Genomic DNA, 20,743 nt, shown 5'->3' with positions numbered 1-20,743 from the left:
GGAGACGTACGCCGGCGGAGACGTACGCCATCGCTCAAGCGGGTGGAGGGACGGCCCCGCAATCATGTTGCGCTGGCGACGAGATGTCCCGCTCGCGGGTCAGCCTTCGGCCGCCGGTCACCTGCGGGCTCACAGATGGGGCCGCTAACCAGTTGCATCCGCAAGCAACTATCTGGCACTATTTGCATGTGCAAGCAACCACGTGCCCGGAGGCCCCCACGGCGGCCGATGCCCTCGGCATGCAACTGATCCGGGTCGCCAAGCAGATGCGCGCGGTCCGGGCGACAGCCCCACAGGTTCACCCCGCGGTCGACGCGGGCTCCTACCCGCTGCTGTTCAACCTCGCCGGCGATCCCCTGCGGATCTCCGCGCTGGCCGAGCGGGTCCACACCGAGATGTCCACCGTGAGCCGGGCGGTCGCCGGGCTCGAACGCGCCGGCCTGCTCGATCGCATCCCCGATCCGGCCGACGGCCGCGCGCACCTGGTGACGCTCACCCCCGGGGGGCACGCCGTGCTCGCCAACCTGCGCGAGCAGCGGCAGGCCTGGTTCACCGAACTCCTCCACGACTGGTCCGACGCCGATGTCGACCACCTTCTCACCCTGCTTCGACGCCTGGGTGACTCCATCGAGACGTATGCCGGCAACGCAAGTCACGCCAACGGCATACGTCCCGAGCGCGCAGCGCACGCCTGACCGACCCGCGCCGAATAGGCGCGATCGCTAGCTCCTGCAACAGGATTCACCGCAGCATTAGCTGCTCGGGCAGCGCCGCCCCCGACCATCCACCCCCCTCCTCCCCGACTCCTCGAGGCCACCTCCTATGAGCCCTGATCATCCCGATACCGCGCTGACACACCGGCAGATCGTCACGATCCTGACCGGCCTGATGCTCGGCATGTTCCTCGCCGCCCTCGATCAGACGATCGTCGCCACGGCCATCCGCACCATCTCCGACGACCTGCACGGCCTGGACCGCCAGGCGTGGGTCACGACGGCCTACCTCATCACCTCGACGATCGTCACGCCGCTCTACGGCAAGTTGTCCGACATCTACGGACGCAAGCCGTTCTTTCTCACCGCCATCTCGGTCTTCATCATCGGCTCGGTGATGTGCACCTTCGCCAACTCGATGACTCAGCTCGCGGCCTTCCGCGCGGTCCAAGGCATCGGCGCCGGCGGCCTGTTTAGCCTTGCCCTGGCGATCATCGGCGACATCGTGCCGCCGATGGAGCGGGCGAAATACCAGGGCTACTTCCTCGCCGTCTTCGGCACCTCCAGCGTGCTCGGCCCGGTCATCGGCGGCTTCTTCGCCGGTATGACGAGCTTCCTCGGCATCGCCGGCTGGCGCTGGGTCTTCCTCGTGAACGTCCCGATCGGCATCGTCGCGCTCCTCGTGGTCGTGCGGACGCTGCACCTGCGGCATACGCGCCTCGACCACCGCATCGACTGGTGGGGCGCCGCGGCGCTCTCGGTCGGCCTGGTGCCGCTGCTGCTCGTCGCCGAGCAGGGCCGCGAATGGGGCTGGACCTCGACCGACGCCATCCTCTGCTACGTCATCGGCGTCGCCGGCGTGCTGGCCTTCCAGTTCATCGAATGGCGGATGGGCGAGGAGGCGCTGTTGCCGATCCGCCTCTTCGCCAACAAGACCATCGGCATCGGGTCGATCGCCTCGACCGTGCTCGGTATGGCGCTCTTCGGCGGCATCGCGTGTCTCCCGCTCTACCTGCAGATCGTCAAGGGCGCCTCGCCGACCGAGGCCGGCCTGCAGTTGCTCCCGCTGACCCTCGGCATCATGGCCGGCTCGGTGATCTCCGGTCAGACCATCAGCCGCACCGGGCGCTACCGGCCCTTCCTGCGCGCCGGCGGGCCGATGATCGCGATCGCCCTGTTCACGCTGCACTGGACGAAGTTCGACACCCCCCTCTGGCAACTGATGATCGTCATGGTGCTCTTCGGCATGGGAATGGGCTTCATGATGCAGCCGCTCATGCTGGCCATTCAGGCCGCGGCCGACCGCCGCGATATGGGTGTCGCGACCGCGTCGGCGACGTTCACCCGGCAGATCGGTGGCACCCTGGGCACGGCGGTCTTCCTCTCGATCCTCTTCTCGGCCCTGCCCACACGGATCGCCGAGCGGATGACCGAGGCCCGTGGCACCGCCGACTTCCAGGCCGCGCTGGCCGACCCGGCGAATGCCGAGTTCGTGGCGCAGCTGAAGTCCGGGGCCAGCTCGAATGCGGTCATGAAGGACTCCTCGTTCTTGACCAGCCTGGACCCGCGCTTGGCCAAGCCCTTCCTTCAGGGCTTCGCCGACTCGATGGACCACGTCTTCCTATTCGCCTCGGCCGTCATGGTGCTCGGCGCGATCGTGGCCTGGGCGATCCCGCAGATCGACCTGCGCCTTCCCGCGCCGGACGAAGTCCCGGTCCTGGCCGAGTAGGCCGGCCCTCCGAGCAAGTCCGCGCCCGGTCGGCGCCCCGGGCGGGACTCGGCTGGTCGGCTCACCTAGTGTCGAGAACATGAGTTTTCGCAGGTCGGCCCTGAGCGGCTTCAACGGTAGCGTGCTGGCGCTCTGTCTTGCCGCCGGCACCGTCCCGGCTGCTGCCCACGCCGGTGCGGCGGCTGTCGCCGTACCGGCGACCGCCGTGCCCGGCCCACCGGCGACCGTCGTGCCCGCCCCACCGGCGACCGTCGTGCCTGGCCCACCGGCGGCCGCTCTGCCCAGCTCGCGAGCAGCCGGAGCGCCTAGCGGCCTGCCGACCGTCGCGGCAGACCGAGGCCCCACGATCGACCTGATCTGCGACGACATCGGCCGGGTCACGTTGACGCCCGACCCCGCCAGCACGTATGGCGCGCGGGTCGCCGACACCTCCGCCCTGGCGCTCACCGGCCGCATCGGCCTGACCGCACGCACGCCCGCGGGTCCCCAGATCACGGCGCCCGCCCAGGGCACCGGCTCCGCGTGCCACTCCGCGACCACCCGCCTCGTTCTCGCGCCGTGGCTGCGCGCGATCGGACGCGACGTCGGGGAGGGGGCCACGGCATACGGGCTCGGGACGATCACCGCGCACGTGCGGATCACCGCCACACCGACGCCACTGCCGGCGGACCCGAGCGCCCAGCGCTTCCCCTTCGAGAGCGAACTCGCGAGCTACATCCGCGCGCGCGGCGGCGAAGTCACGGTCTCGGTGCGACCGACCGGGAGCACCCGCCTGGAGACCTACACCTATGGCGCGACGCGGCAGTTCACGGCCAGCATCGTCAAGGTCGGCATCATGGCCGCGGTGATGGATCGCGCTCAGCGACAAGGGCGTTCGCTCTCCAGCTGGGAGCGTTCGAAAATCGCGCCGATGATCCAGGTCAGTGACAACGACGCAGCCACCGCGCTCTTCGATGACATCGGCGGCGGCGCGGGCCTGAAGAGCACCATGCTCGCCATGGGCGCGCGCGACGTCATCGTCGACCCGGCCGGGCACTGGGGCCTGACACAGACCAGCTCGCGCGACTGGGTGATGGTGCTGGGCCACTTCGCCGCGCCCGGCGGCCTGATCAGCGACACCAACCGCACGTATGCCCGTTCGCTGATGACCACCGTCGCCTCCAGTCAGGCGTGGGGCATCACCGCCGGCCCGCCGCGCGGGTCAGTCGCCGTCAAGAACGGGTGGCTGGCCCGCACGACCGGATGGCACGTCAACTCCATCGGCTGGAGCTTTGCGACCCCGGTGCCCTACCAGATCGCCGTCGAGACCCGGGCGACCGGCAGCAGCCAGGCCTATCAGCAGGCAACGATCGAGGGCGTCTCGCGGATCGTCTGGGCCCGTCGTGCGCAACTCGTCGGCACGACCCTCGGGGACGCCACGGGCAATGGCACCGTCGACCTGCTCAGCGTCACCTGGCAGGGCGCGATGGCCGTCCACTCCGGCGATGGGACGGGTGGCTTCGCCGCGCCCAGCCCACGTGGTGGCGACTGGTCGGGGTACTCGTGGTTCGGCTCGCCCGGCGACGTCGACGGGGATGGCCACAATGATCTCTTCGGAGTGACCAAGACCGACGGCGACCTGGCGCTTTTCCGGGGGCTGGGGGCGGCGGCATACGCCTCTGGGGTGGTCGTGGCGAGCGGCTGGGGGCAATACCGGCTGGTGGCTGCCGTCGGCCGCTTCGACAACAACAGCTCCCCCGACCTGCTGGCGCTCGGGCCCGATGGCATCGTCAGCCACTTCGCCTGCGGCAGCAAAGGCAATGTCGTGCTCAAAGCCACCCTTGGGCGCAATCTCGCTGCGGCACAGAAGCCTTTCCAGGTCGGCGATGTGACGGGCGACGGCCTGGGCGATGTCGGGATCGTCGACGGGACCGGCCAGTTGTCGATCTGGCGCTCGTCCGCGACCGGCTTCGCCAAGGTGCGGGACGTGTGGAAGGGCTTCGACTCCCGGCGGCTGATCGCGAGCCCGGGTGACCTCAACGGCGACGGCGTCACCGACCTGGTGACGGTCACCAGGGACACCGGCGCGATGACGCGTTATCTCGGGCGGGGCGACGGCACGTTCACCGGGGGCGTCGCGCTGACGACGAGTGGCACGGCATACGCGCTGCTGTGGTGACCGGGCTCGCTCAGGACCGTTTCCAGTCGAGCGGGAGGGCGTTGGCGAGGAAGAGCCTGTTCCGCGTGCCGTCGGGCTTGATGAAATAGGTCGACCCCGGCGTCTGCGGCGTGCCAAGCCCTCCTTGGGCGTACGCGATCAGCAGGCCGTCGGGCGACCAGACCGTCGACCACTGATTGCCGACCGCCGGGTTGCAGCTGGTGACATCGGTGGCGGTGTGCGCCGAGACTGCGGCCTTCTGGATGCAGTTGTAGTCCGTCTGGTGACCGCCGGACTTGTCCGCGTTGAGCACAAAGGCCGAGCCGCCAGGATTCCAGTCGCACGAGAGCGCGTCGACACTCCAATAGTTGGCGCGCGCGGCACCCGTACTACCGTCGATCAACTTGGGCGCCCGGCCGACGTTGCCGTCGAAATAGTTGACACCCTCGGTGATCAGGATGGTGTTGTTGACCGGGCTCCAGCGCGGGGCGACGTAGTCCCAACGCTCGCTGCCGTCGCCAGCTAGACGGGAGCTGGTCAACCGGATCGCGCTGCCATCCGGTGCGCTCGAGTTGAGGCGGTAGACGTCGTAATAGGAGACGCCGTTGACCCTCCGCTCCCCGGTGAACGCGATCTTGCTGCCGTCGCGCGACCACGAGGGGTCGGTCTGGGACAGGGCAGAGGTCGTGACCCGCACCTTCTGCGAGCCATCGGCCTTCATGGTCCACGCGTCGTCGTTGCCCGAACTGCGATCGCTGGAGGCGATCTTCGTCCCGTCCGGGGAGCACTGGGCGTTGGTGACCGTGCCGCTTGTCGTCAGTTGACGCAAGACGGCACCGGTCGGGAGGACCGTGTAGAGGTTGCCGCCGCGCCCAAAGAGCAAGGCCCCGTTGGCGGGGGCGGGTTGAGCCGATGCGGTACTGGTACCGACGCCGGCGGCGGCGGCGAGGGCGGTCAATGTGGTCGAGACGAGAGCGAGATCCAGGCGACGGGAACGCACCGATCCTCCTGATGTCCGGGACGCCCGATCACGACTCCGTCGCACGCGTCCGTGGGTCCGGTTGCCCCGCCGATCCGCGTCGGAGCACAGCATTTCAGCGGCCGCGCCCGCTGTCATCGGAAACTGAATAACCCCTGAGCGCGTTGACCCCAGCCGCGCCCTACCCCCAGACCAGTCCGCGCGCCGGGTCGGCGAGGATCGCGGCGACGTCGGCGAGGAAACGCGACCCGAGCTCGCCGTCGACCAGGCGGTGGTCGAAGGAGAGCGCCAGCGTCGTCATCCACCGCGGCTCGATCCGCTCGTCGGCGCCCGACCCGACCACCCACGGCTTGCGGGCGATCGTCCCGAAGGCCAGGATCGCGGACTCGCCGGGGTTGATGATCGGCGTGCCGGCGTCGATCCCGAAGACCCCGATATTGGTGATCGTGATCGTCCCGCCGCTCATGTCGGCCGGTTGGGTCTTGCCCTCGCGCGCGGTCGCGGTCAGCTCGCCGATGGCGCCCGCCAGCTCGCGCATGGTCATCAGGTCGGCATCCTTGACATTGGGCACGAGCAGCCCGCGTGGGGTCGCCGCTGCGATGCCGAGGTTGACGTAGTGCTTGACGACGATCTCTTGGGCGGCCTCGTCCCAGGTGGCGTTGACGCCCGGATTGCGCCGCACGGCAACGCACATCGCCTTGGCGAGCACCAGCAGCGGGGTGACCTTGACCTCGCGGAACTCGCGGTCCTTCTTCAGCCGCTCGACCAGTTCCATGGTCGCGGTGACGTCCACGTCGACCCACTCGGTGACATGCGGCGCCGTGAAGGCCGACCCGACCATCGCCGCCGCGGTGACCTTACGCACCCCCTTGATCGGCATGCGCTCCTCCCCGCGATTGCCGTATGCCGTTGCCGCACCACGGTTTTCGGCTCTCGGACCGCTCGTCCCGGCTCCCGCGGCCGTGGCAGCGCTGGTCGCAGCACCGGCACCGTCCGTTGCGCCTCCGGCGGCAGCGAGCACGTCCTCGCGGGTGATGACGCCGCCGTCACCGGAGCCGGCGATGTCGACGAGGTCGACTCCGAGGTCCTTAGCGAGCTTGCGCACGGGCGGCTTGGCCAGCGCCCGCATCCGCGCCTGGACCTCGGGCGAGTGGTCGGTCAACTCGGTCAGTGGGCGCCGGTCACGCAGCACGTGCGTGGAATGCGCGGCGACGAGTTCCCCGACGCCGCTGCTCGCGTCGGCGTAGACGGACTGCTTGACCGCCGGCTCCTCGTCCGGGTAGTGCGCGACGGTCTGCAGCAGCTGGGCCTTGCGGCGCGGGCGGCGCTTGGCCTCGGTGTGCTTGACGCCATAGCCGACGAGCACCGGGGTGCGCTCCAGCTTCGCCGGAGCAGCCGCGGCCCCCGAGCCGGCCTGATCCATTGAACCAGCGGGTTGCGGCGTGACCGATTGTCCCGCAACGGTTTCCGACTGCCTGACCTCCGGTGCGCCAGGCGTGGCCGTGGGCGCCGCGCCGGTCGCGGCGGCTCCCGGCCCCTGCGCCGCAGCACTCCCACCGCCCGATGGCAACGACCCACCCGAGCCGTCGTCGATGACGATGATCGGCGTGCCGACCTCGACGGTTGCGCCCTCGTCGACGAGCAGGGCGGCGACCACGCCGGCATACGGGATGGGAAGCTCGACGATCGACTTCGCGGTCTCGACTTCGACGACGATGTCGTTGACTTTGACGGTGTCGCCGACGGCGACTCGCCAGGTGACCAGGTCGGCCTCGGTCAGGCCCTCGCCGGGATCGGGGAGCTTGAACTCACGCATGGAACGTCATACCTCCGGACGGATTCGTTGAGCGGTCAGTGCGCGAGCACACGGTCGACGGCGTCGAGGACCCGGTCGAGATCGGGCAGGAATTCTTCCTCGATCCGGCTCGGCGGGTAGGGCACGTTGTAGCCGCCCACGCGCAGCACCGGGGCCTCCAGCGAATAGAAGCACTCCTGCTGGATCTGGGCCGCGAGCTCCGCGCCCATCCCGAGGAAGGTCGCGGCCTCGTGCACGACCACGCACCGGCCGGTCTTGCGCACCGACGCGAAGATGGCGTCGGTGTCCAGCGGTGTCAGCGAGCGCAGATCGATGACCTCCAGCGACTGGCCCTCCTCCTCGGCGGCCTGGGCCGCCTGCAGGCAGGAGCGCACCATCGGGCCATACGCTAAGACGGTCACATCGGTGCCGGGCCGAATCACATTGGCGCTGAACAAATCTCGCGATGGGGCCGCGCCGACCTCGCCCTTGTCCCAGTAGCGGCGCTTGGGCTCGTAGAAGAGGATCGGGTCCGGGTGGGCGATCGCCTGCTGGATCATCCAGTGGGCGTCGTCGGGGTTGCTGCACGCCACGACGCGCAGCCCCGCGGTGTGCGCGAAGTAGGCCTCATTGGACTCGCTGTGATGCTCGACGGCACCGATGCCGCCGCCGACGGGGATGCGGATGACCATCGGCAGCGTGACATTGCCCAGCGATCGCGCGTGCAGTTTGGCGACCTGGCTGACGATGTGGTCGAAGGCGGGGTAGACGAAGCCGTCGAACTGGATCTCCACCACCGGCTTGTAACCGCGCAGCGCCATCCCGATCGCGGTCGCGACGATGCCCGCTTCGGCGAGCGGGGTGTCGATGACCCGGTCCTCGCCGAAGTCCTTTTGCAGGCCCTCGGTGATCCGGAAGACGCCACCGAGCTTGCCGATGTCCTCCCCCATGAGCAGCACCTTGGGGTCGGCTTCCATCGCGGCGCGCAGGCCGGAGTTGAGCGCCTTGGCCAATGTCAGGGTGCTCATGACGCGTGCGCCCCCTCGAAGCTGCCGAGGTAGTCCTCGAGGCGCTCGCGCTCGGCCGTCATCACCGGATGATCATCGACATAGACATGGTCGAACATCGACAAGGGGCTCGGGTCCGGCAGGGCCAGGCAGCGCTCCCGCAGATCCGCGCCGACCGTGTCGGCTTCGGCATCGCAGGCGTCGAAGAAGACCTGACCGACGCCGTAGGACCGCGCCAACAGCGTCCGCAGCCGGGCGATCGGATCCCGCAGCTTCCACACTTCGACCTCGGCGGAGACACGGTACTTGGTCGGGTCGTCGGAGGTCGTGTGCGCGCCCATCCGATAGGTGAAGGCCTCGATCAGGGCCGGCCCCTGCCCGTCGCGGGCGTCGTCGAGCGCGGCCTTGGTCACGGCATACGTCGCGAGGACGTCGTTGCCGTCGACGCGGGTGCCAGGGAAGCCATAGCCCTTGGCGCGCTGATAGATCGGGACGCGCATCTGACGCTCGTTGGGCTCGGAGATGGCCCACTGGTTGTTCTGGCAGAAGAAGACGACCGGCGCGTTGTTGACCCCAGCGAAGACGAAGGCTTCCCCGACATCGCCCTGGGCGCTCGCCCCGTCGCCGAAGTAGGCGATGACGGCCGTGTCGCGGTCCGGCTCGCCGGTGCCCACGGCGTGATCGCGCTGGACGCCCATGGCGTAGCCGGTCGCGTGCAGCGTCTGGGCGCCGATGATGATCGTGTAGAGATTGAAGTTCTTCTCGAACGGGTTCCACCCGCCGTTGTGCACGCCGCGGAACATCCCGAGCAGGTTGAGCGGGTCGACCCCGCGGCACCAGGCGACGCCGTGCTCGCGATAGGTCGGAAACGCGAAGTCCTGCGGCCGCAGCGCGCGGCCCGAACCGACCTGCGCGGCCTCCTGGCCGAGGCAGGGCGCCCAGAGACCGAGCTCCCCCTGACGCTGCAGCGCGGTGGCCTCGTTGTCGATCCGGCGCACCAGGACCATGTCCCGGTAGAAGCCCTGGATGTCCTCCTGCGTCAACCCGTCCACGATGGGGTCGAAGCGCTCATCACTGACGCGCTCGCCCTCCGGGGTGACCAACTGGACCATGTCCGGCCCGCCGTCCCGCGGCTCGATCCGCGGGGTCCTCGCCTGCTCCGGCATCTCGCTCCATTCCCCACCCGTGTGCGGGGGTGTCCGCCGGCCGGGTGCTTTATGTCGAATCGCCGGCGTTGGCTGCGTGGGTGCCGGGGGTGACCGGTCTGCCTGCAGGCCTCGGTGCGGCGGGCGTCACGACCACGTCGTCGTGGCCGCGTGTGCATGCTGCGTCGGCCCTAACCTACCGCGCGCGACCCCCGGACCTAACCTCTGCTAGCAGCAGTTAGGTGTCCTACAACAGGGTCGAGCCTGCTGGACGTCACCTACCCTGTGCTGAGTGCCGCCGCACGCGGAAGGAGTGCCCGTATGCCGCCCGCTCCCGCCCGCGCCCGCGAGCCCTCCCGTATGCCGCCCGCTCCTCCCCGTGATCGCGAGCCCTCCCGCATGCCGCCCGCTCCCGACCGCGACCGCGACGCCTCCGGACGCGCTCGCCAGCAACGCCCGCGCGACGCCCTCGGCCGCCCGCTCGCCTATGGCGCCGTCGGTGTCGAGCCGGTCTCCGAGGAGCCCTTGCCCCCCATGGAGACCATCGCCGCTGCCCGGGCGCGGTTGCGCGAGGGCCGCCCGTTCAGCGCGCACGAGGTCCTGGAGGCCCGCTGGAAGGCCGCTCCCGAGGGCGAGCGCGACCTATGGCAAGGCCTGGCCCAGATCTGCGTGGGCCTGACCCACGCCGCCCGCGGGAATGCCACGGGCTCCGCAGCGCTACGCGCTCGCGGCGCCGCCCGGCTGGACACGAATGCCGTGGGCGAGGGAACGGCATACGGGCTCGATGTGGCGGACATCGCCGCCCGCGCCCGTCGCGCGCAACCGCCTTGGGCCTGACTGGGACCGACGACGTCAGCAGGGGCGCCAGGTCTGGCCACCAGGGGCATAGCACCGTGGCCCGGTGTAGCCGGGATAGCCCCCGCTGGAGCCGCCGGACGAGCCGCTGGAGGACCTCGGCGGCCGGCTGTTCGCAGCGGCGGCGGCAGCCGCGCGGGCCCGGGCCGCAGCTGCCGCTCTTGCGCGGGCTGCTGCCTTCGCCCGCGCTTCGGCAAGTGCCCGTGCGCGCGCCTCGGCGCGCGCGATCGCGGCCTCTCGAGCGGTTGTCACGGCAGCGTCGATCCACGCAGGGAAGGCGTCCGTGGATTTGCTGGCAACCGTCGCGGCAGCCAGGGCGCTGGCCCAGGCAGCGCCGCCGTCGGCCAGATCGGCCGGGAGCACCGGGGGCGGCTCGGTGGCGCATCCCTCGGGGAACTCGGGCTGGGGCTGGCCACGGTAGTCGGCCTGGGCGGGGTGCCATTCGAAGCCGGTCGTGGCGTCGTACTCAGCCCGTGCCAGCCCGGCCTTGATCAGGGCCAGGCCGAGATCATTCCCATCAGGAAGCGTCACATAGCGCAGGAGGCGGCCATAGCGGTCGCGATCGGTGACCGACGCCGGATCGACCAGGGCGATCGTGCTTCCGGGTGGCGCCGCCTGGTTCGAGAAATCAGCGGCTTCTTGGCTCACCGGGCAGTTTGTCGAGAGCTCGGCAGCATTGATGCCGATGAGTCGCACCTCACCCACCGAGGTGATTAGCGAGTCGCCGTCCTTCCAACGGACGACCACAGCAGTCCCGCTGCCCACATCACCGCGCACATCCATGCGGTTACCCGACGACTTCTCAAGCGCGACACGATCGGCTTGAAGCGCCTTCGGCACGCCCGAAATCGCCTGGTCCGCAATGTGATAAGCATTCTTGGCTGTCTTGAAATGCGAGTGCTTCAGAGCACTTTCGCCTCGGGAGAGCTGGGAGGCAGCGCGCCGGATGAGCTTTGCGCTGGCGGAGTCCGGCACGGATGCTCCTTGGACAAGGCCGCAACCTCCCGCGCCGGCCCCGATCGCCAGTCCTGGCCTTCGGTGAAGTCGACGGTCGACTCGAAGTTCGACGCCCAGTCGGCCAGCGCACTTAGCTCGCCCCGCGGGGCCTCCGCCTCCAGCGAGACAACGGAGTCGCGAATGGGCGGCCTCGTGGTCGTGGCGCCCAGCGTCGGCGATCCCTGGGTCGTCGGTTCCTGAGCCGTCGCCGGTGATTCGCCATGGTTCAGCACGGGCACAAGCACGGCGATCACGGCGGCAGCAGCCCCTGCGGCGAGCAGAACCGCGGACCTCTTCTGCGTGGCAGGTCTGGTGGGCACGGCGAAACTCCTGGCGACAGCTTGTACGGGAATTCGAACGGCCAGGCACGCTGGAGCATTGACACGAGCCTGGTCGTCAGAAGGGGAATGGCAAGGGTAGCTCGCCTTCCGAGCCCAATGGGGCCTTAGCGTCCGGACTCATCACCTTGACCCGCCACCTCATCCAGCGGGCGCCAGCCGCTCAGGACGCGCCGGGTGTCGCGGTCGAAGGTGTAGAAGTGGCCCTGGCCGGGCTGGTCGTAGGCGCGCGCGATGGGCACGCCCGAGAGGGCGCACCACAGCAGCGTGCCCACGGCCCCGTGGCTGACGATCACGACGTCGCCGTCTCCGGAGGCCGGGTCGGCGAGCACGTCCTCGACCGCCGCGACGATGCGCTCCTGCTCGTCCGCGGCCGTCGCCCAGCCGCGCACGCTGCGTGACGGCTCGGCGAAGAAGGCATCCGCCAGCGCCTCGAACTCTGCGGGCGGGACGAATCCCGTTGCGCTGCGGTCGTTCTCACCCAATCCCGTATGCCGTTGCCGCGGCAACGCGCCCGCCAGCAGGTCCGCACACTCGATCGCCTTGCGCTCGTCCGACGACCACACCGAGGTCACATCGCGCAACCACGCACCCCCCGCGAGGGCCGCAGCGCGCGCCCGGCCCACCTCCGACAGCCCCCAGCCCGGCACCGGGACGGCCGGGTCGACCACCACCTGGGGGTGCGTCAGGAAGACCACGCGCGGCATACGGCAACCTCAGGCGCGCGCGGCGCGCCAGCGGGCGGCGATCTCGAGCAGCCGGTCGGAGGCCTCGGGCTCGCCGATCGTCGCGCGCACCCCGTCCGTGCCATATGGCCGCACGGTCAACGCACGTCGTTCGCACACCTCCGCGAACGCCGCTGTGTCCTCGCCGAGCGGGAACCACACAAAGTTCGCCTGGCTCGCCGGCAGCCGCCACCCCTGGACCGCCAGGGCGGCCTCGACGCGCTCCCGCTCGGCCACGAGGTCCTTGACCCGGACGGTCAACTCATCGATCGCCTCCAGCGAGGCGAGCGCGGCGGCCTGAGCAAGCAGATTGACCCCGAAGGGCGTCGCCGTCGCCCGCAGTGCCTCGGCCAGTGGCTCGGGCGCCACGGCATACCCGACGCGGAGGCCGGCGAGGCCGTAGGCCTTCGAGAACGTCCGCAGGACAACGACATTGGGGAAATCGCGAGCAATCGACAGACTGTCGGGCGCACCAGGGTGGGTGACGAACTCCAGATACGCCTCGTCGATGACCACGAGCACATGGGGAGGAACGGCGTCCAGAAAGAGCCGCAAGTCCGCGTCGGGGACGAACGTGCCGGTGGGGTTGTTCGGCGTGCAGACGAGGACGACCTTGGTGCGCGAGGTGATGGCGCCGAGCATCGCTGGCAGGTCGTGCTCGTGCCCGGAGGTGAGGGGCACGGGCACCGGACGGGCGCCCGCCAGCGCGGTGACGATCGGGTAGGCCTCGAAGGAGCGCCAGGCGAAGACCACCTCATCGCCCGGCTCGCACATGGCGGTCATGATTTGTCCGAGGACGCCGACCGACCCGGTGCCGCAGGCGATTTGACCGACTCCGACGCCGAGCCGCTCGGCGAGCGCCTCCCGCAGGGCAGTGTTGCCCATGTCGGGATAGCGATTGATCCCTGCCGCAGCCTCGCGCACGACGGCGAGCACGCTCCGCAGCGGCGGATAAGGATTCTCGTTCGAGGAGATCTTGTAGGCCGTCAGTCCCGCCACCGGGGCCGGTGGGCGTCCCGGGCGATAGGCCGGCAGGCTCGCCAGGACCGGGCGAGGCGCGGGGGTGGCGGGACCGGACGGCATACGGCTCACTTCTTGTCGTCGTCGGGCAGGACGAAGTTGAGCACCATCGAGACCAGGGTGATCACCAGGGCGGCCATGACGGCATTCCAGAAGAAGTGGTCGATGGTGAAGTCGAGATTCAGGGCCGAGCAGATCCACTCGGTGATCTGCAACATGAAGGCGTTGACGATGAAGGTGAACAGGCCCAGCGTCAAGATAATCGCGGGAAAGGAGAAGAACGTGGCGATCGGCTTCACCACCGCGTTGACCACGCCGAAGATGATCGCGACGAGCACGATGGTCAGCAGCCGGGTGGAGAGCTTGTCCGCGTCCTCCCCCAGCCGGACCCCGTTGACCACAAGCGCGGCGACCCAGAGTGCGACGGCGTTGACACCGACCTTGATGAGCATGTTCTGCATACGGCCATCCTGACCGATAAAGCTGTTGCCGCGCTGGACCTCGGGAAACGGTTTTGTAACCGGATGGTGCTGGGCAGCGCAACGTGCGCGGGCTACGCTCCGACGGACACGTCATACGGACGCTCGTCATGGTTGCTTTGCCCCTGGAGGATTCTCGTGCTTCGCCGTCGTTCTGCTCTCGCCCTCGCGGGCGCCTTCTCGCTCACGCTGGCGCTCGGCGCCTGCGGCTCCGACTCGCTGTCGAACTCGTCGACGTCGGCGAGTGCAGGCGGGGGCGCCACCACCTCCGCGGCATCCCCGACGAGCGAGGCCGTCGACCCGGCGCTCGCCGCCAAGGTGCCGGACAAGATCAAGACGGCGGGCAAGATCGTCATCGGCACGGACGCGACCTATCAGCCCAATGAGTACCTCGACAACGACGGCAAGACCGTGATCGGTATGGACGTGGAACTCTTCGACGCCGTCGCCGCCAAGCTCGGCCTCAAGACGGAATGGGCGCCGACCGGTTTCGACCAGATCATCCTCGGCGTCGGCAGCGGTAAGTATGACGTAGGCGTCTCCTCGTTCACCATCAACGCCGACCGGATGAAGGTCGCGACGATGGTGTCCTACTTCAAAGCCGGCACCCAGTGGGTTGTCGCCAAGGGCAATCCGGAGAAGGTCGACCCGGACAACGCCTGCGGCAAGAAGGTGGCCGCTCAGAAGGCCACCGTCCAGTCCGATGTGGACTACCCCAAGCGCAACAAGGCCTGCACCGACGCCGGCAAGCCCCCGATCCAGTTGCTCATCGACGCCGACCAGGGCAAGGTCACGGCGATGGTCCAGAACGGGAAGGCCGACGCGATGATGGTGGACCTGCCGCCGGCGATCGCCGCGGTCGAGACGACCAATGGCGAGTTGGAACTCCTTGGCCAGCAATACGATTCGGCGCCGTACGGGTATGTCCTGCCCAAGGACCAGACGGCCTTCGGTGAGGCGATCGTCGGCGCCCTCAAGGCCCTCGATGCCGACGGCACCTACAAAGCCATCCTTACCAAGTGGAAGACCGAAGGCGGGGCCATCAACGACTTCGCGGTCAACCCCTCTGTGGGCTGATCGGTGACGGACCTGACCACGGACCGACCGGGCGCGATCCACGCCCGGCCGGTCCGGCATCCCGGACGTTGGATCGCTGTCGTCGGGATCGCGATCGTCGTGGCCATGATGATCAGTTCGGTCGTCACCAACCCCAAGTGGAACTGGTCGCTGGCCTTCCAGATCATGCAGCAGAAGCCCGTCATTGAGGGCCTGTGGAAGGGGACCATTTTCGGCACCATCGGCTCGATGGCGCTTGGCATCGTTCTGGGCGTCATCCTCGCTGTCATGCGGTTGTCCGACAACCCGGTCCTGCGCGGCGTCTCGTTCGTCTATACGTGGTTCTTCCGAGCGATGCCGCGCTACGTGCTGCTCGCCTTTATGGGCGGCGCGATCGCGCTGCTCTACCGCAACTTCGATGTCGGCATCCCGTTCGGCCAGCAGATCAGCAGAGCCCTCGGCCTTGGCTGGGACGGCACCTTCTGGTCCTTCAGCTGGAACAGCATTTCGAGCACGATCTGGGTGGGCATCCTCGGTCTCGGCCTCTCCGAAGCGGCGTATATGGCCGAGATCGCGCGGGCGGGCATCTTGTCGGTCGACAAGGGCCAGTCGGAGGCAGCGCAAGCGCTGGGCATGTCGCCAGGCCAGACGATGCGGCGGATCGTCCTGCCCCAGTCGATGCGGGTCATCGTGCCCCCGACCGGCAACGAGACCATCGCCATGGTCAAGGACACCTCGCTCTTCATTGCGGCCTCGATCATCACCGAGCTCTACTTCCAGGCCTACGGGTTTGGTCAGCGCAGCTTCCAGATCGTGCCTGGCTTTATGGCGGCCGTGCTGTGGTACCTCATCGTCTGCAGTGTCCTGATGGTCGGCCAGGCCTGGCTCGAACGTCACTTCGGCCGCGGCTTCGGCACCGCGAAGAAGCCGAAAAACCAAGCGCTGAAAGCGAAAATGGTCGGCGTCGGCAATGCGGGAGCGGGCTCGGTATGACGGATCGACCTCAGGGCGGAACGCCGCTCGTTCATGCGGTGAATGTCACCAAGTCCTTCGGTAGCAATCAGGTGCTCAAGGGCATCGACATGGATGTCCACAAGGGCGAGGTCGTCTGCTTCCTCGGGCCGTCGGGGTCGGGCAAGACGACTTTCCTGCGCTGCATCAACCAATTGGAGACGATCGACGGCGGCCGAATCTGGGTCGACGGCGACCTGATGGGCTACGCCGACAAGGGTGGCCGGTTGCATCGGCTGCACGACAAAGAGATCGCCCGCCAGCGCCGCGACATCGGCATGGTCTTCCAGCGTTTCAACCTCTTCCCGCACATGACGGTGCTCGAGAACATCGTCGAAGCCCCGTGCCAGGTCAAGGGCGAGAGCAAGGCGGAGGTGACCGAACGCGCCCATACGCTCCTGAAGCGGGTCGGGCTCGCCGACAAGCCAGCCGCCTACCCAGCCCAACTTTCCGGCGGGCAGCAGCAGCGGGTGGCGATCGCGCGGGCCCTGGCGATGCGCCCGAAGCTGATGCTCTTCGACGAGCCGACGTCCGCGCTCGACCCGGAACTGGTCGGCGAGGTGCTCACTGTCATGCGGGAGTTGGCCAATGAAGGCATGACCATGATCGTCGTCACCCACGAGATGGGCTTCGCGCGCGATGTGGCCGACCGCGTCGTTTTCATGGACGGTGGCGTGGTCGTCGAACAGGGCCCACCGAAGCGGGTCATCAACGACCCGCAGCACGAGCGCACCCGCAGCTTCCTGCGCCGGATGCGCGCCGAACACGAAGAGACCGCCTCCGCCCTGAAGGATCGCGTCGACGAAGCAATGTGACAATGATTCGACTCTTGCCCACCGAACGTCCGGGGGAAAGACCCGTCACGGATGCAGTTGCGCCTCGCGCTCGCGGGCACACCGGTAGTTCGCAGCAAGGTGTAACTAAACTCACGGCCGATGGTGAGACTTCGCTTGTCGCCCAGGAGTTGACGCGGGAGGTTGTCCATATGGAGCCGCTAGAGGAACTGACAGACGAATTGGCCGCCCTGCACCGGGGCCAGGGCGTGCGCACGGGAGATATCCACCGACTCATCGGCCCGGCCCTGATGGCGGCACTGCAGCTCGAAGACCCTCTATCACCCGTGCAGGCCCGCGATTACCTCATCTCCGGGCTGGTGGCAGGTATTCGCACGCTCCCGCCGCGTCAGGCCACGGTCTTCGAGTTCGCGTCTGGACTCAAGAGCGCGGAGCCGACCATGGCCGCCCGTCTCGACCGGGCAGCCAGCGAACTCGACCGCGACACACGCACCCTCCGTCGCTGGCTGGAAAAGGCAAATGTCGGTGTGGCGATCTACCTCATGCGCAACCACGGCCACGCCGAGGTCGAGGCATCCGGCCACCCCCGACGCGACGATTGGTATATCGAGTCGATGTGGGTTGAGGCCGACTTACGAGCCCGTCAGCCAGTCTTTCGGATACAGAAGTCACTGTTTCCGACGGTCGGTGGCGCCACCCAACTTACCGAGCCGATCAGTTTGCCACCGCACCCCGCCGAGTCCCTCGGAGATATCTCTGTGGCAATCTCCGGTGGCGCCCGGCTCATCGAAGTCCGACGCAGTGGCCCGTCGCTATGGATGACCCAACTATCGCTGCCCGCACCAATGCGCGTGGGTGAGATCGTGACGTTCGGGCTCGAGTGCACGCTCCCCGCGCGCGACTGGATGGCCCCGATGTCCGTTTTCACGCCGATCCGTCCCACGAGGGAATTCCGATGCACCGTTCATTTCGGCAGCCCGATGGTCGCCAAGCGGGCGTGGATTCTTCGCAACGCCCTGCCCAACTTCTTTGGCGTCGAGCCCATGACTCCCTTGGCCGAGGAGATCGACCTGGCAGCCGATGTCCCCGTGGACGTACGTTTCACCAATCCCCTGCCTGGGCTGACCAGTGGCATCCAATGGGCGTGGGCTGACGACGCCCCCTAACCGCGCACAGTACGAAGCGGGCCGACTGGGAGATCCAGTCGGCCCGCTGGCCACTTCGGCGTCGCACGGCTGCGTCGCCTTCTCAGCCGAAGAGCGTGATGATCCACCCGTAAGTGTGCATCTTCGCCACCTCCATTCCTTGTCGATTCCCGGGAAGTTCCGGCAAAACAAGGAAATGACCATTTGGCGAATTCGTCGATGGATTGAACAACCCATAGGGTTGACGAACCCATTCATCTAAAGGATGTGGGTCGACCAACCCATGAGGATAGACATCTATGGGTTGTTTAACCCATAGACATTCTTTGCGCAATTGGTAAGGCATCGCGTTTGATGCCGTTGCCACCTTGCGGCACCCGTCCTTGATCATCAAACGGGACTTTGGGGGGTCTTCGATTTTCCGCGTGATGTGGCTGGGTGGTCACGCTGCCGTCCGGGCGGCGTTGTAGCGCATGATGCGGCATCGGTAGTTCTCGCGGGAGCGGTAGCCGCGGCCGGTCCTCTTGATGTTCTTCACGGTGACGTTGGCGGCTTCGGTCTTGGCGTTGGTGGCTCGGGTCCGGATGAACGTGGCAATCGCTGGCCACCAGGTGTCGATGGTCTTCTTCAGCCGGCTCGTCTCGGGCATCGCGGCGAGGGTGACGTAGCGGTTGAAGGTGGCTCGTTCACGTTGGGCGTCAGCGACGGTGGTGCAGGCCAGGACGCGGCGGAGTTGTTCCTTGACGCCCCATGCGGCGCCGATCTCACGGGGTTGGGTCGTCCTGGGCGAGAACGGTTTTGAGCTTGGTGCGGCCGCGGGCGGATAGGGAGTCGTAGCCGCGCATGAGCAGGAGCCGGTTGGCCCAGGTCAGGTCGCTGCCTCGGCCGCGGCGGTCGTGCCGGTCCCACGACACGCGGCGGCGCACGTTGGTGACCATGGCGTTGGCGAGCTGGATGAGGTGGAAGTGGTCGACCGAGACGCTGGCCTTGGGCAGCCAGGACCGGACCGCGGACCGGAACGCCGCGCTGGGGTCGATCGCCACGACCCGTACCCGGTGCCGCCACCAGCGGGGCCGGGTCTTGAGCCAGGTCTTGACCGCGGCAGAGTCACGGCCGTCGACGACGCCGATCACCTGCCCGGTGGCCAAGTTGGTGAACGTCGTCATCCACGGCTCGACTCGCCGCCACGTGTCGTGCTCGTCCCTGTACCTCGGACGGCGCGGAACCGGTGCTCATCAATGCCCAGGGAATACACCAGCGCGGGTCGTGCCGCCGCTCGCTCGGCGTTGGCAGCGGCGGCGCGGGTCAGCTGCCGCATCGCGGTCGGCCACGACACCCCGAGCTCGGCGGCGACCGCATCCACGCAGCGGACCTGCCCAGACAGCGCCGTGACGATCCGTTCCTTGAGCCGGGTCGTCAGCCGCGCGTAGGGCGGGACCTGGTCGGTGTGCTCGGTGAACGTCGCCTTCCCGCAGAGCGATTCGCCGCAACGCCACCGCTTCTTCACCCACCACACCGTCACCTGCCCGTCGAAAGGCACATCCCGAACCCGCTGCATGGTGCGCTGATCCACCCGGGCTGTGACCACCCCACACGACGGGCAGCCCGCCTCGCTGACCAGGGTCTCGATGAACACCTCCCGCCCACCACGCTCGTCGCGGGTAACTGCCAGCACGCGGTACTCGGGCAGGTTGAACAACACAGACGCCGCGTCACTGGCAGCGTCGACCGTAGGCTTGAACACGCTCGTGGTCCTGACTGACTGGATGCATAGACACCACCCAGCCTGCTACAGGGCCACGAGCCCTCACATCAGGACCACATCACGCGGAGAGTCGGAGAGCCACTTTGGGTTCACCAAACCCCGGCACCGCGAGCGGGCGAAGAACCGCCATCAGCTGCTGATCCTGTTCACCAACGCGAACTGGCTGATGCGCGGCCGGGCTGTCGCCCTGATCGGGTGACGGCCACCGCTTCACCCTGCCCGGATACACGAAAAACCCTCAACGCGAACAAGATTCGACCTCCGCAGAGGCCAGAACACGCGCGGTTACGAGCGCTCCGACGGCCGATCCCGCCTCAGATCAGATCAGCGTTTCGAGGCTCATCACAGATAAGGGTGTAGGGCTGGGCGGCGCGTCGGTCGCTGGGTAGGGGTCGAGGCCCCCTGAGGATGGAAGTTCTGACACTGCCTATCCGGAGGACCTCGACGTGGTTGACGCTACCTTCGCTTGCCCTGACCTGACGACGTTCGCCCGCCTCGATGGGCTCGGGCTGGTGGTGACCGGTCAACGGGTCGAACCCGATCGGGCGGTGCTGGCGTGCCGTGTTGTCGAGGATGACCGATGGTGTCGACGCTGCGGTTGCGAGGGCACGGCCCGGGACAGCGTGGTCCGGGAGTTGGCGCACGAACCGTTCGGGTGGCGACCCACCACGTGTCGGTGACGGTCCGCCGCTACCGGTGCCGCGGCTGCGGTCACGTGTGGCGCCAGGACACGAGCAAGGCCGCCGACGCTCGCGCGAAGGTCTCCCGGGCCGGGTTGGCGTGGGCCTTGACCGGCCTGGTCGTCCAGCACCTGACCGTCGCTCGGGTCGCCGAGGCGCTCGGGGTCGCGTGGAACACCGCCAACGACGCGGTCCTGGCCGAGGGGAAGCGGGTCCTGATCGCTGACCCGGCCCGGTTCGACGGGGTCGCTGTTGTCGGGGTGGACGAGCACGTGGTGCGCCACGAGGCGCTGTTGTTTCGGATGGAGGTGAGAGACCGACATCGCTTGGCCGTCGCAGCGGCTGGGTGAAGCTGGCGGCAGTCGGCCCTCGGG

The 20,743-nt window shown here is 68.2% G+C and carries 21 protein-coding genes and 1 pseudogene; 9 read left to right on the top strand and 13 right to left on the bottom strand.

Going from position 1 to position 20,743, the window contains the following annotated elements; translation table 11 throughout:
- Positions 1 to 188: 188 nt before the first annotated feature.
- The 3 genes from ABD209_RS04820 (at position 189) to ABD209_RS04810 (ending at position 4,600) form a co-directional block, all read left to right on the top strand.
- Complete coding sequence (locus ABD209_RS04820; RefSeq protein ID WP_344062886.1) at positions 189 to 695, top strand: MarR family winged helix-turn-helix transcriptional regulator; 507 nt, start codon at positions 189 to 191, stop codon at positions 693 to 695.
- 127 nt (positions 696 to 822) lie between these two features.
- Positions 823 to 2,442, top strand: coding sequence for an MDR family MFS transporter (locus ABD209_RS04815; RefSeq protein ID WP_344062883.1), 1,620 nt, complete (start codon positions 823 to 825; stop codon positions 2,440 to 2,442).
- Between the two features lie 79 nt (positions 2,443 to 2,521).
- The gene (locus ABD209_RS04810; protein WP_344062881.1) at positions 2,522 to 4,600 is read left to right on the top strand and encodes a hypothetical protein; all 2,079 of its coding nucleotides are present in this window, start codon (positions 2,522 to 2,524) and stop codon (positions 4,598 to 4,600) included.
- A gap of 10 nt (positions 4,601 to 4,610) precedes the next feature.
- Here the strand turns inward: ABD209_RS04810 and ABD209_RS04805 are convergent, their stop codons facing one another.
- From ABD209_RS04805 to pdhA, 4 genes are all read right to left on the bottom strand, one after another.
- Positions 4,611 to 5,579, bottom strand: a complete 969-nt coding sequence (locus ABD209_RS04805) for a TolB family protein (RefSeq protein ID WP_344062878.1) — start codon at positions 5,577 to 5,579, stop codon at positions 4,611 to 4,613.
- A gap of 160 nt (positions 5,580 to 5,739) precedes the next feature.
- Positions 5,740 to 7,374, bottom strand: coding sequence for a dihydrolipoamide acetyltransferase family protein (locus ABD209_RS04800; protein ID WP_344062874.1), 1,635 nt, complete (start codon positions 7,372 to 7,374; stop codon positions 5,740 to 5,742).
- Positions 7,375 to 7,409: 35 nt separating this feature from the next.
- The gene (locus ABD209_RS04795; RefSeq protein ID WP_324387536.1) at positions 7,410 to 8,381 is read right to left on the bottom strand and encodes an alpha-ketoacid dehydrogenase subunit beta; all 972 of its coding nucleotides are present in this window, start codon (positions 8,379 to 8,381) and stop codon (positions 7,410 to 7,412) included.
- A complete protein-coding gene (gene pdhA, locus ABD209_RS04790; protein WP_324387537.1) occupies positions 8,378 to 9,526 on the bottom strand; it encodes a pyruvate dehydrogenase (acetyl-transferring) E1 component subunit alpha in 1,149 nt (382 codons plus the stop codon). Before pdhA ends, ABD209_RS04795 begins: the two co-directional genes overlap by 4 nt.
- A 300-nt stretch (positions 9,527 to 9,826) precedes the next feature.
- On the opposite strand from pdhA, the gene ABD209_RS04785 reads away from it, so the two are divergent.
- Entirely contained in the window at positions 9,827 to 10,342 is a 516-nt protein-coding gene (locus tag ABD209_RS04785; protein WP_344062867.1) for a DUF309 domain-containing protein, read from the top strand.
- 15 nt (positions 10,343 to 10,357) lie between these two features.
- On the opposite strand, the gene ABD209_RS04780 is transcribed toward ABD209_RS04785, so the two are convergent.
- From ABD209_RS04780 to ABD209_RS04760, 5 genes are all read right to left on the bottom strand, one after another.
- Entirely contained in the window at positions 10,358 to 11,143 is a 786-nt protein-coding gene (locus ABD209_RS04780) for a thermonuclease family protein (RefSeq protein ID WP_344062864.1), read from the bottom strand.
- Between the two features lie 119 nt (positions 11,144 to 11,262).
- On the bottom strand, positions 11,263 to 11,676 hold the full coding sequence (locus ABD209_RS04775; RefSeq protein WP_344062861.1) for a hypothetical protein: 414 nt from the start codon (positions 11,674 to 11,676) through the stop codon (positions 11,263 to 11,265).
- 125 nt (positions 11,677 to 11,801) lie between these two features.
- On the bottom strand, positions 11,802 to 12,401 hold the full coding sequence (locus tag ABD209_RS04770; protein ID WP_344062858.1) for a histidine phosphatase family protein: 600 nt from the start codon (positions 12,399 to 12,401) through the stop codon (positions 11,802 to 11,804).
- 9 nt (positions 12,402 to 12,410) lie between these two features.
- Positions 12,411 to 13,502 carry a histidinol-phosphate transaminase gene (gene hisC, locus ABD209_RS04765; RefSeq protein WP_344062856.1) on the bottom strand — a complete coding sequence of 364 codons (1,092 nt, stop codon included), beginning with the start codon at positions 13,500 to 13,502 and terminating at the stop codon, positions 12,411 to 12,413.
- 5 nt (positions 13,503 to 13,507) lie between these two features.
- A complete protein-coding gene (locus tag ABD209_RS04760) occupies positions 13,508 to 13,900 on the bottom strand; it encodes a phage holin family protein (protein ID WP_324386350.1) in 393 nt (130 codons plus the stop codon).
- 156 nt (positions 13,901 to 14,056) lie between these two features.
- Here ABD209_RS04760 and ABD209_RS04755 point away from each other — a divergent pair, with 156 nt between their 5' ends.
- From ABD209_RS04755 to ABD209_RS04740, 4 genes are all read left to right on the top strand, one after another.
- A complete protein-coding gene (locus tag ABD209_RS04755; RefSeq protein ID WP_344062852.1) occupies positions 14,057 to 14,995 on the top strand; it encodes an ABC transporter substrate-binding protein in 939 nt (312 codons plus the stop codon).
- 3 nt (positions 14,996 to 14,998) lie between these two features.
- Positions 14,999 to 15,967, top strand: coding sequence for an amino acid ABC transporter permease (locus ABD209_RS04750; RefSeq protein WP_344062849.1), 969 nt, complete (start codon positions 14,999 to 15,001; stop codon positions 15,965 to 15,967).
- Positions 15,964 to 16,800, top strand: a complete 837-nt coding sequence (locus tag ABD209_RS04745; RefSeq protein ID WP_344062846.1) for an amino acid ABC transporter ATP-binding protein — start codon at positions 15,964 to 15,966, stop codon at positions 16,798 to 16,800. The genes ABD209_RS04750 and ABD209_RS04745 overlap by 4 nt, the downstream gene beginning before the upstream one ends.
- A gap of 170 nt (positions 16,801 to 16,970) precedes the next feature.
- Positions 16,971 to 17,945, top strand: a complete 975-nt coding sequence (locus tag ABD209_RS04740; RefSeq protein WP_344062843.1) for a hypothetical protein — start codon at positions 16,971 to 16,973, stop codon at positions 17,943 to 17,945.
- 82 nt (positions 17,946 to 18,027) lie between these two features.
- Here the strand turns inward: ABD209_RS04740 and ABD209_RS04735 are convergent, their stop codons facing one another.
- Genes ABD209_RS04735 through ABD209_RS04720 form a run of 4 tightly spaced genes read right to left on the bottom strand, consistent with a single transcriptional unit; the run spans position 18,028 to position 19,668 of the window.
- Positions 18,028 to 18,315: a hypothetical protein gene (locus ABD209_RS04735; protein ID WP_344062840.1), complete on the bottom strand. Its 288-nt coding sequence runs from the start codon at positions 18,313 to 18,315 to the stop codon at positions 18,028 to 18,030.
- Between the two features lie 51 nt (positions 18,316 to 18,366).
- Positions 18,367 to 18,645, bottom strand: coding sequence for a transposase (locus ABD209_RS04730; RefSeq protein WP_344062949.1), 279 nt, complete (start codon positions 18,643 to 18,645; stop codon positions 18,367 to 18,369).
- A gap of 43 nt (positions 18,646 to 18,688) precedes the next feature.
- Positions 18,689 to 19,090 carry a transposase gene (locus ABD209_RS04725; protein WP_344062837.1) on the bottom strand — a complete coding sequence of 134 codons (402 nt, stop codon included), beginning with the start codon at positions 19,088 to 19,090 and terminating at the stop codon, positions 18,689 to 18,691.
- Positions 19,087 to 19,668 carry a helix-turn-helix domain-containing protein gene (locus ABD209_RS04720; RefSeq protein WP_344062834.1) on the bottom strand — a complete coding sequence of 194 codons (582 nt, stop codon included), beginning with the start codon at positions 19,666 to 19,668 and terminating at the stop codon, positions 19,087 to 19,089. The genes ABD209_RS04725 and ABD209_RS04720 overlap by 4 nt, the downstream gene beginning before the upstream one ends.
- A 467-nt stretch (positions 19,669 to 20,135) precedes the next feature.
- Here ABD209_RS04720 and ABD209_RS04715 point away from each other — a divergent pair.
- Positions 20,136 to 20,653, top strand: a pseudogene (locus tag ABD209_RS04715) (transposase); the annotation flags it as partial.
- Between the last annotated feature and the right edge of the window lie 90 nt (positions 20,654 to 20,743).

The organism is Nostocoides vanveenii, from assembly GCF_039531165.1.
GTDB lineage: Bacteria > Actinomycetota > Actinomycetes > Actinomycetales > Dermatophilaceae > Nostocoides_A > Nostocoides_A vanveenii.
Note: the sequence above shows the minus strand (reverse complement) of the source record. Positions and strands in the feature narration are given on the sequence as shown.

What these genes read in the sequence shown, in the direction of transcription:
- ABD209_RS04815 (WP_344062883.1), top strand. Translation starts at nt 823, where the DNA reads ATGAGCCCTGATCATCCCGATACCGCGCTGACACACCGGCAGATCGTC.
- ABD209_RS04800 (WP_344062874.1), bottom strand. Translation starts at nt 7,374, where the DNA reads ATGCGTGAGTTCAAGCTCCCCGATCCCGGCGAGGGCCTGACCGAGGCC.
- ABD209_RS04745 (WP_344062846.1), top strand. Translation starts at nt 15,964, where the DNA reads ATGACGGATCGACCTCAGGGCGGAACGCCGCTCGTTCATGCGGTGAAT.
- ABD209_RS04770 (WP_344062858.1), bottom strand. Translation starts at nt 12,401, where the DNA reads ATGCCGCGCGTGGTCTTCCTGACGCACCCCCAGGTGGTGGTCGACCCG.
- ABD209_RS04785 (WP_344062867.1), top strand. Translation starts at nt 9,827, where the DNA reads ATGCCGCCCGCTCCCGCCCGCGCCCGCGAGCCCTCCCGTATGCCGCCC.
- ABD209_RS04780 (WP_344062864.1), bottom strand. Translation starts at nt 11,143, where the DNA reads ATGGATGTGCGCGGTGATGTGGGCAGCGGGACTGCTGTGGTCGTCCGT.
- pdhA (WP_324387537.1), bottom strand. Translation starts at nt 9,526, where the DNA reads ATGCCGGAGCAGGCGAGGACCCCGCGGATCGAGCCGCGGGACGGCGGG.
- ABD209_RS04725 (WP_344062837.1), bottom strand. Translation starts at nt 19,090, where the DNA reads ATGACGACGTTCACCAACTTGGCCACCGGGCAGGTGATCGGCGTCGTC.
- ABD209_RS04795 (WP_324387536.1), bottom strand. Translation starts at nt 8,381, where the DNA reads ATGAGCACCCTGACATTGGCCAAGGCGCTCAACTCCGGCCTGCGCGCC.
- hisC (WP_344062856.1), bottom strand. Translation starts at nt 13,502, where the DNA reads ATGCCGTCCGGTCCCGCCACCCCCGCGCCTCGCCCGGTCCTGGCGAGC.
- ABD209_RS04760 (WP_324386350.1), bottom strand. Translation starts at nt 13,900, where the DNA reads ATGCAGAACATGCTCATCAAGGTCGGTGTCAACGCCGTCGCACTCTGG.
- ABD209_RS04735 (WP_344062840.1), bottom strand. Translation starts at nt 18,315, where the DNA reads ATGATCAAGGACGGGTGCCGCAAGGTGGCAACGGCATCAAACGCGATG.
- ABD209_RS04810 (WP_344062881.1), top strand. Translation starts at nt 2,522, where the DNA reads ATGAGTTTTCGCAGGTCGGCCCTGAGCGGCTTCAACGGTAGCGTGCTG.
- ABD209_RS04740 (WP_344062843.1), top strand. Translation starts at nt 16,971, where the DNA reads ATGGAGCCGCTAGAGGAACTGACAGACGAATTGGCCGCCCTGCACCGG.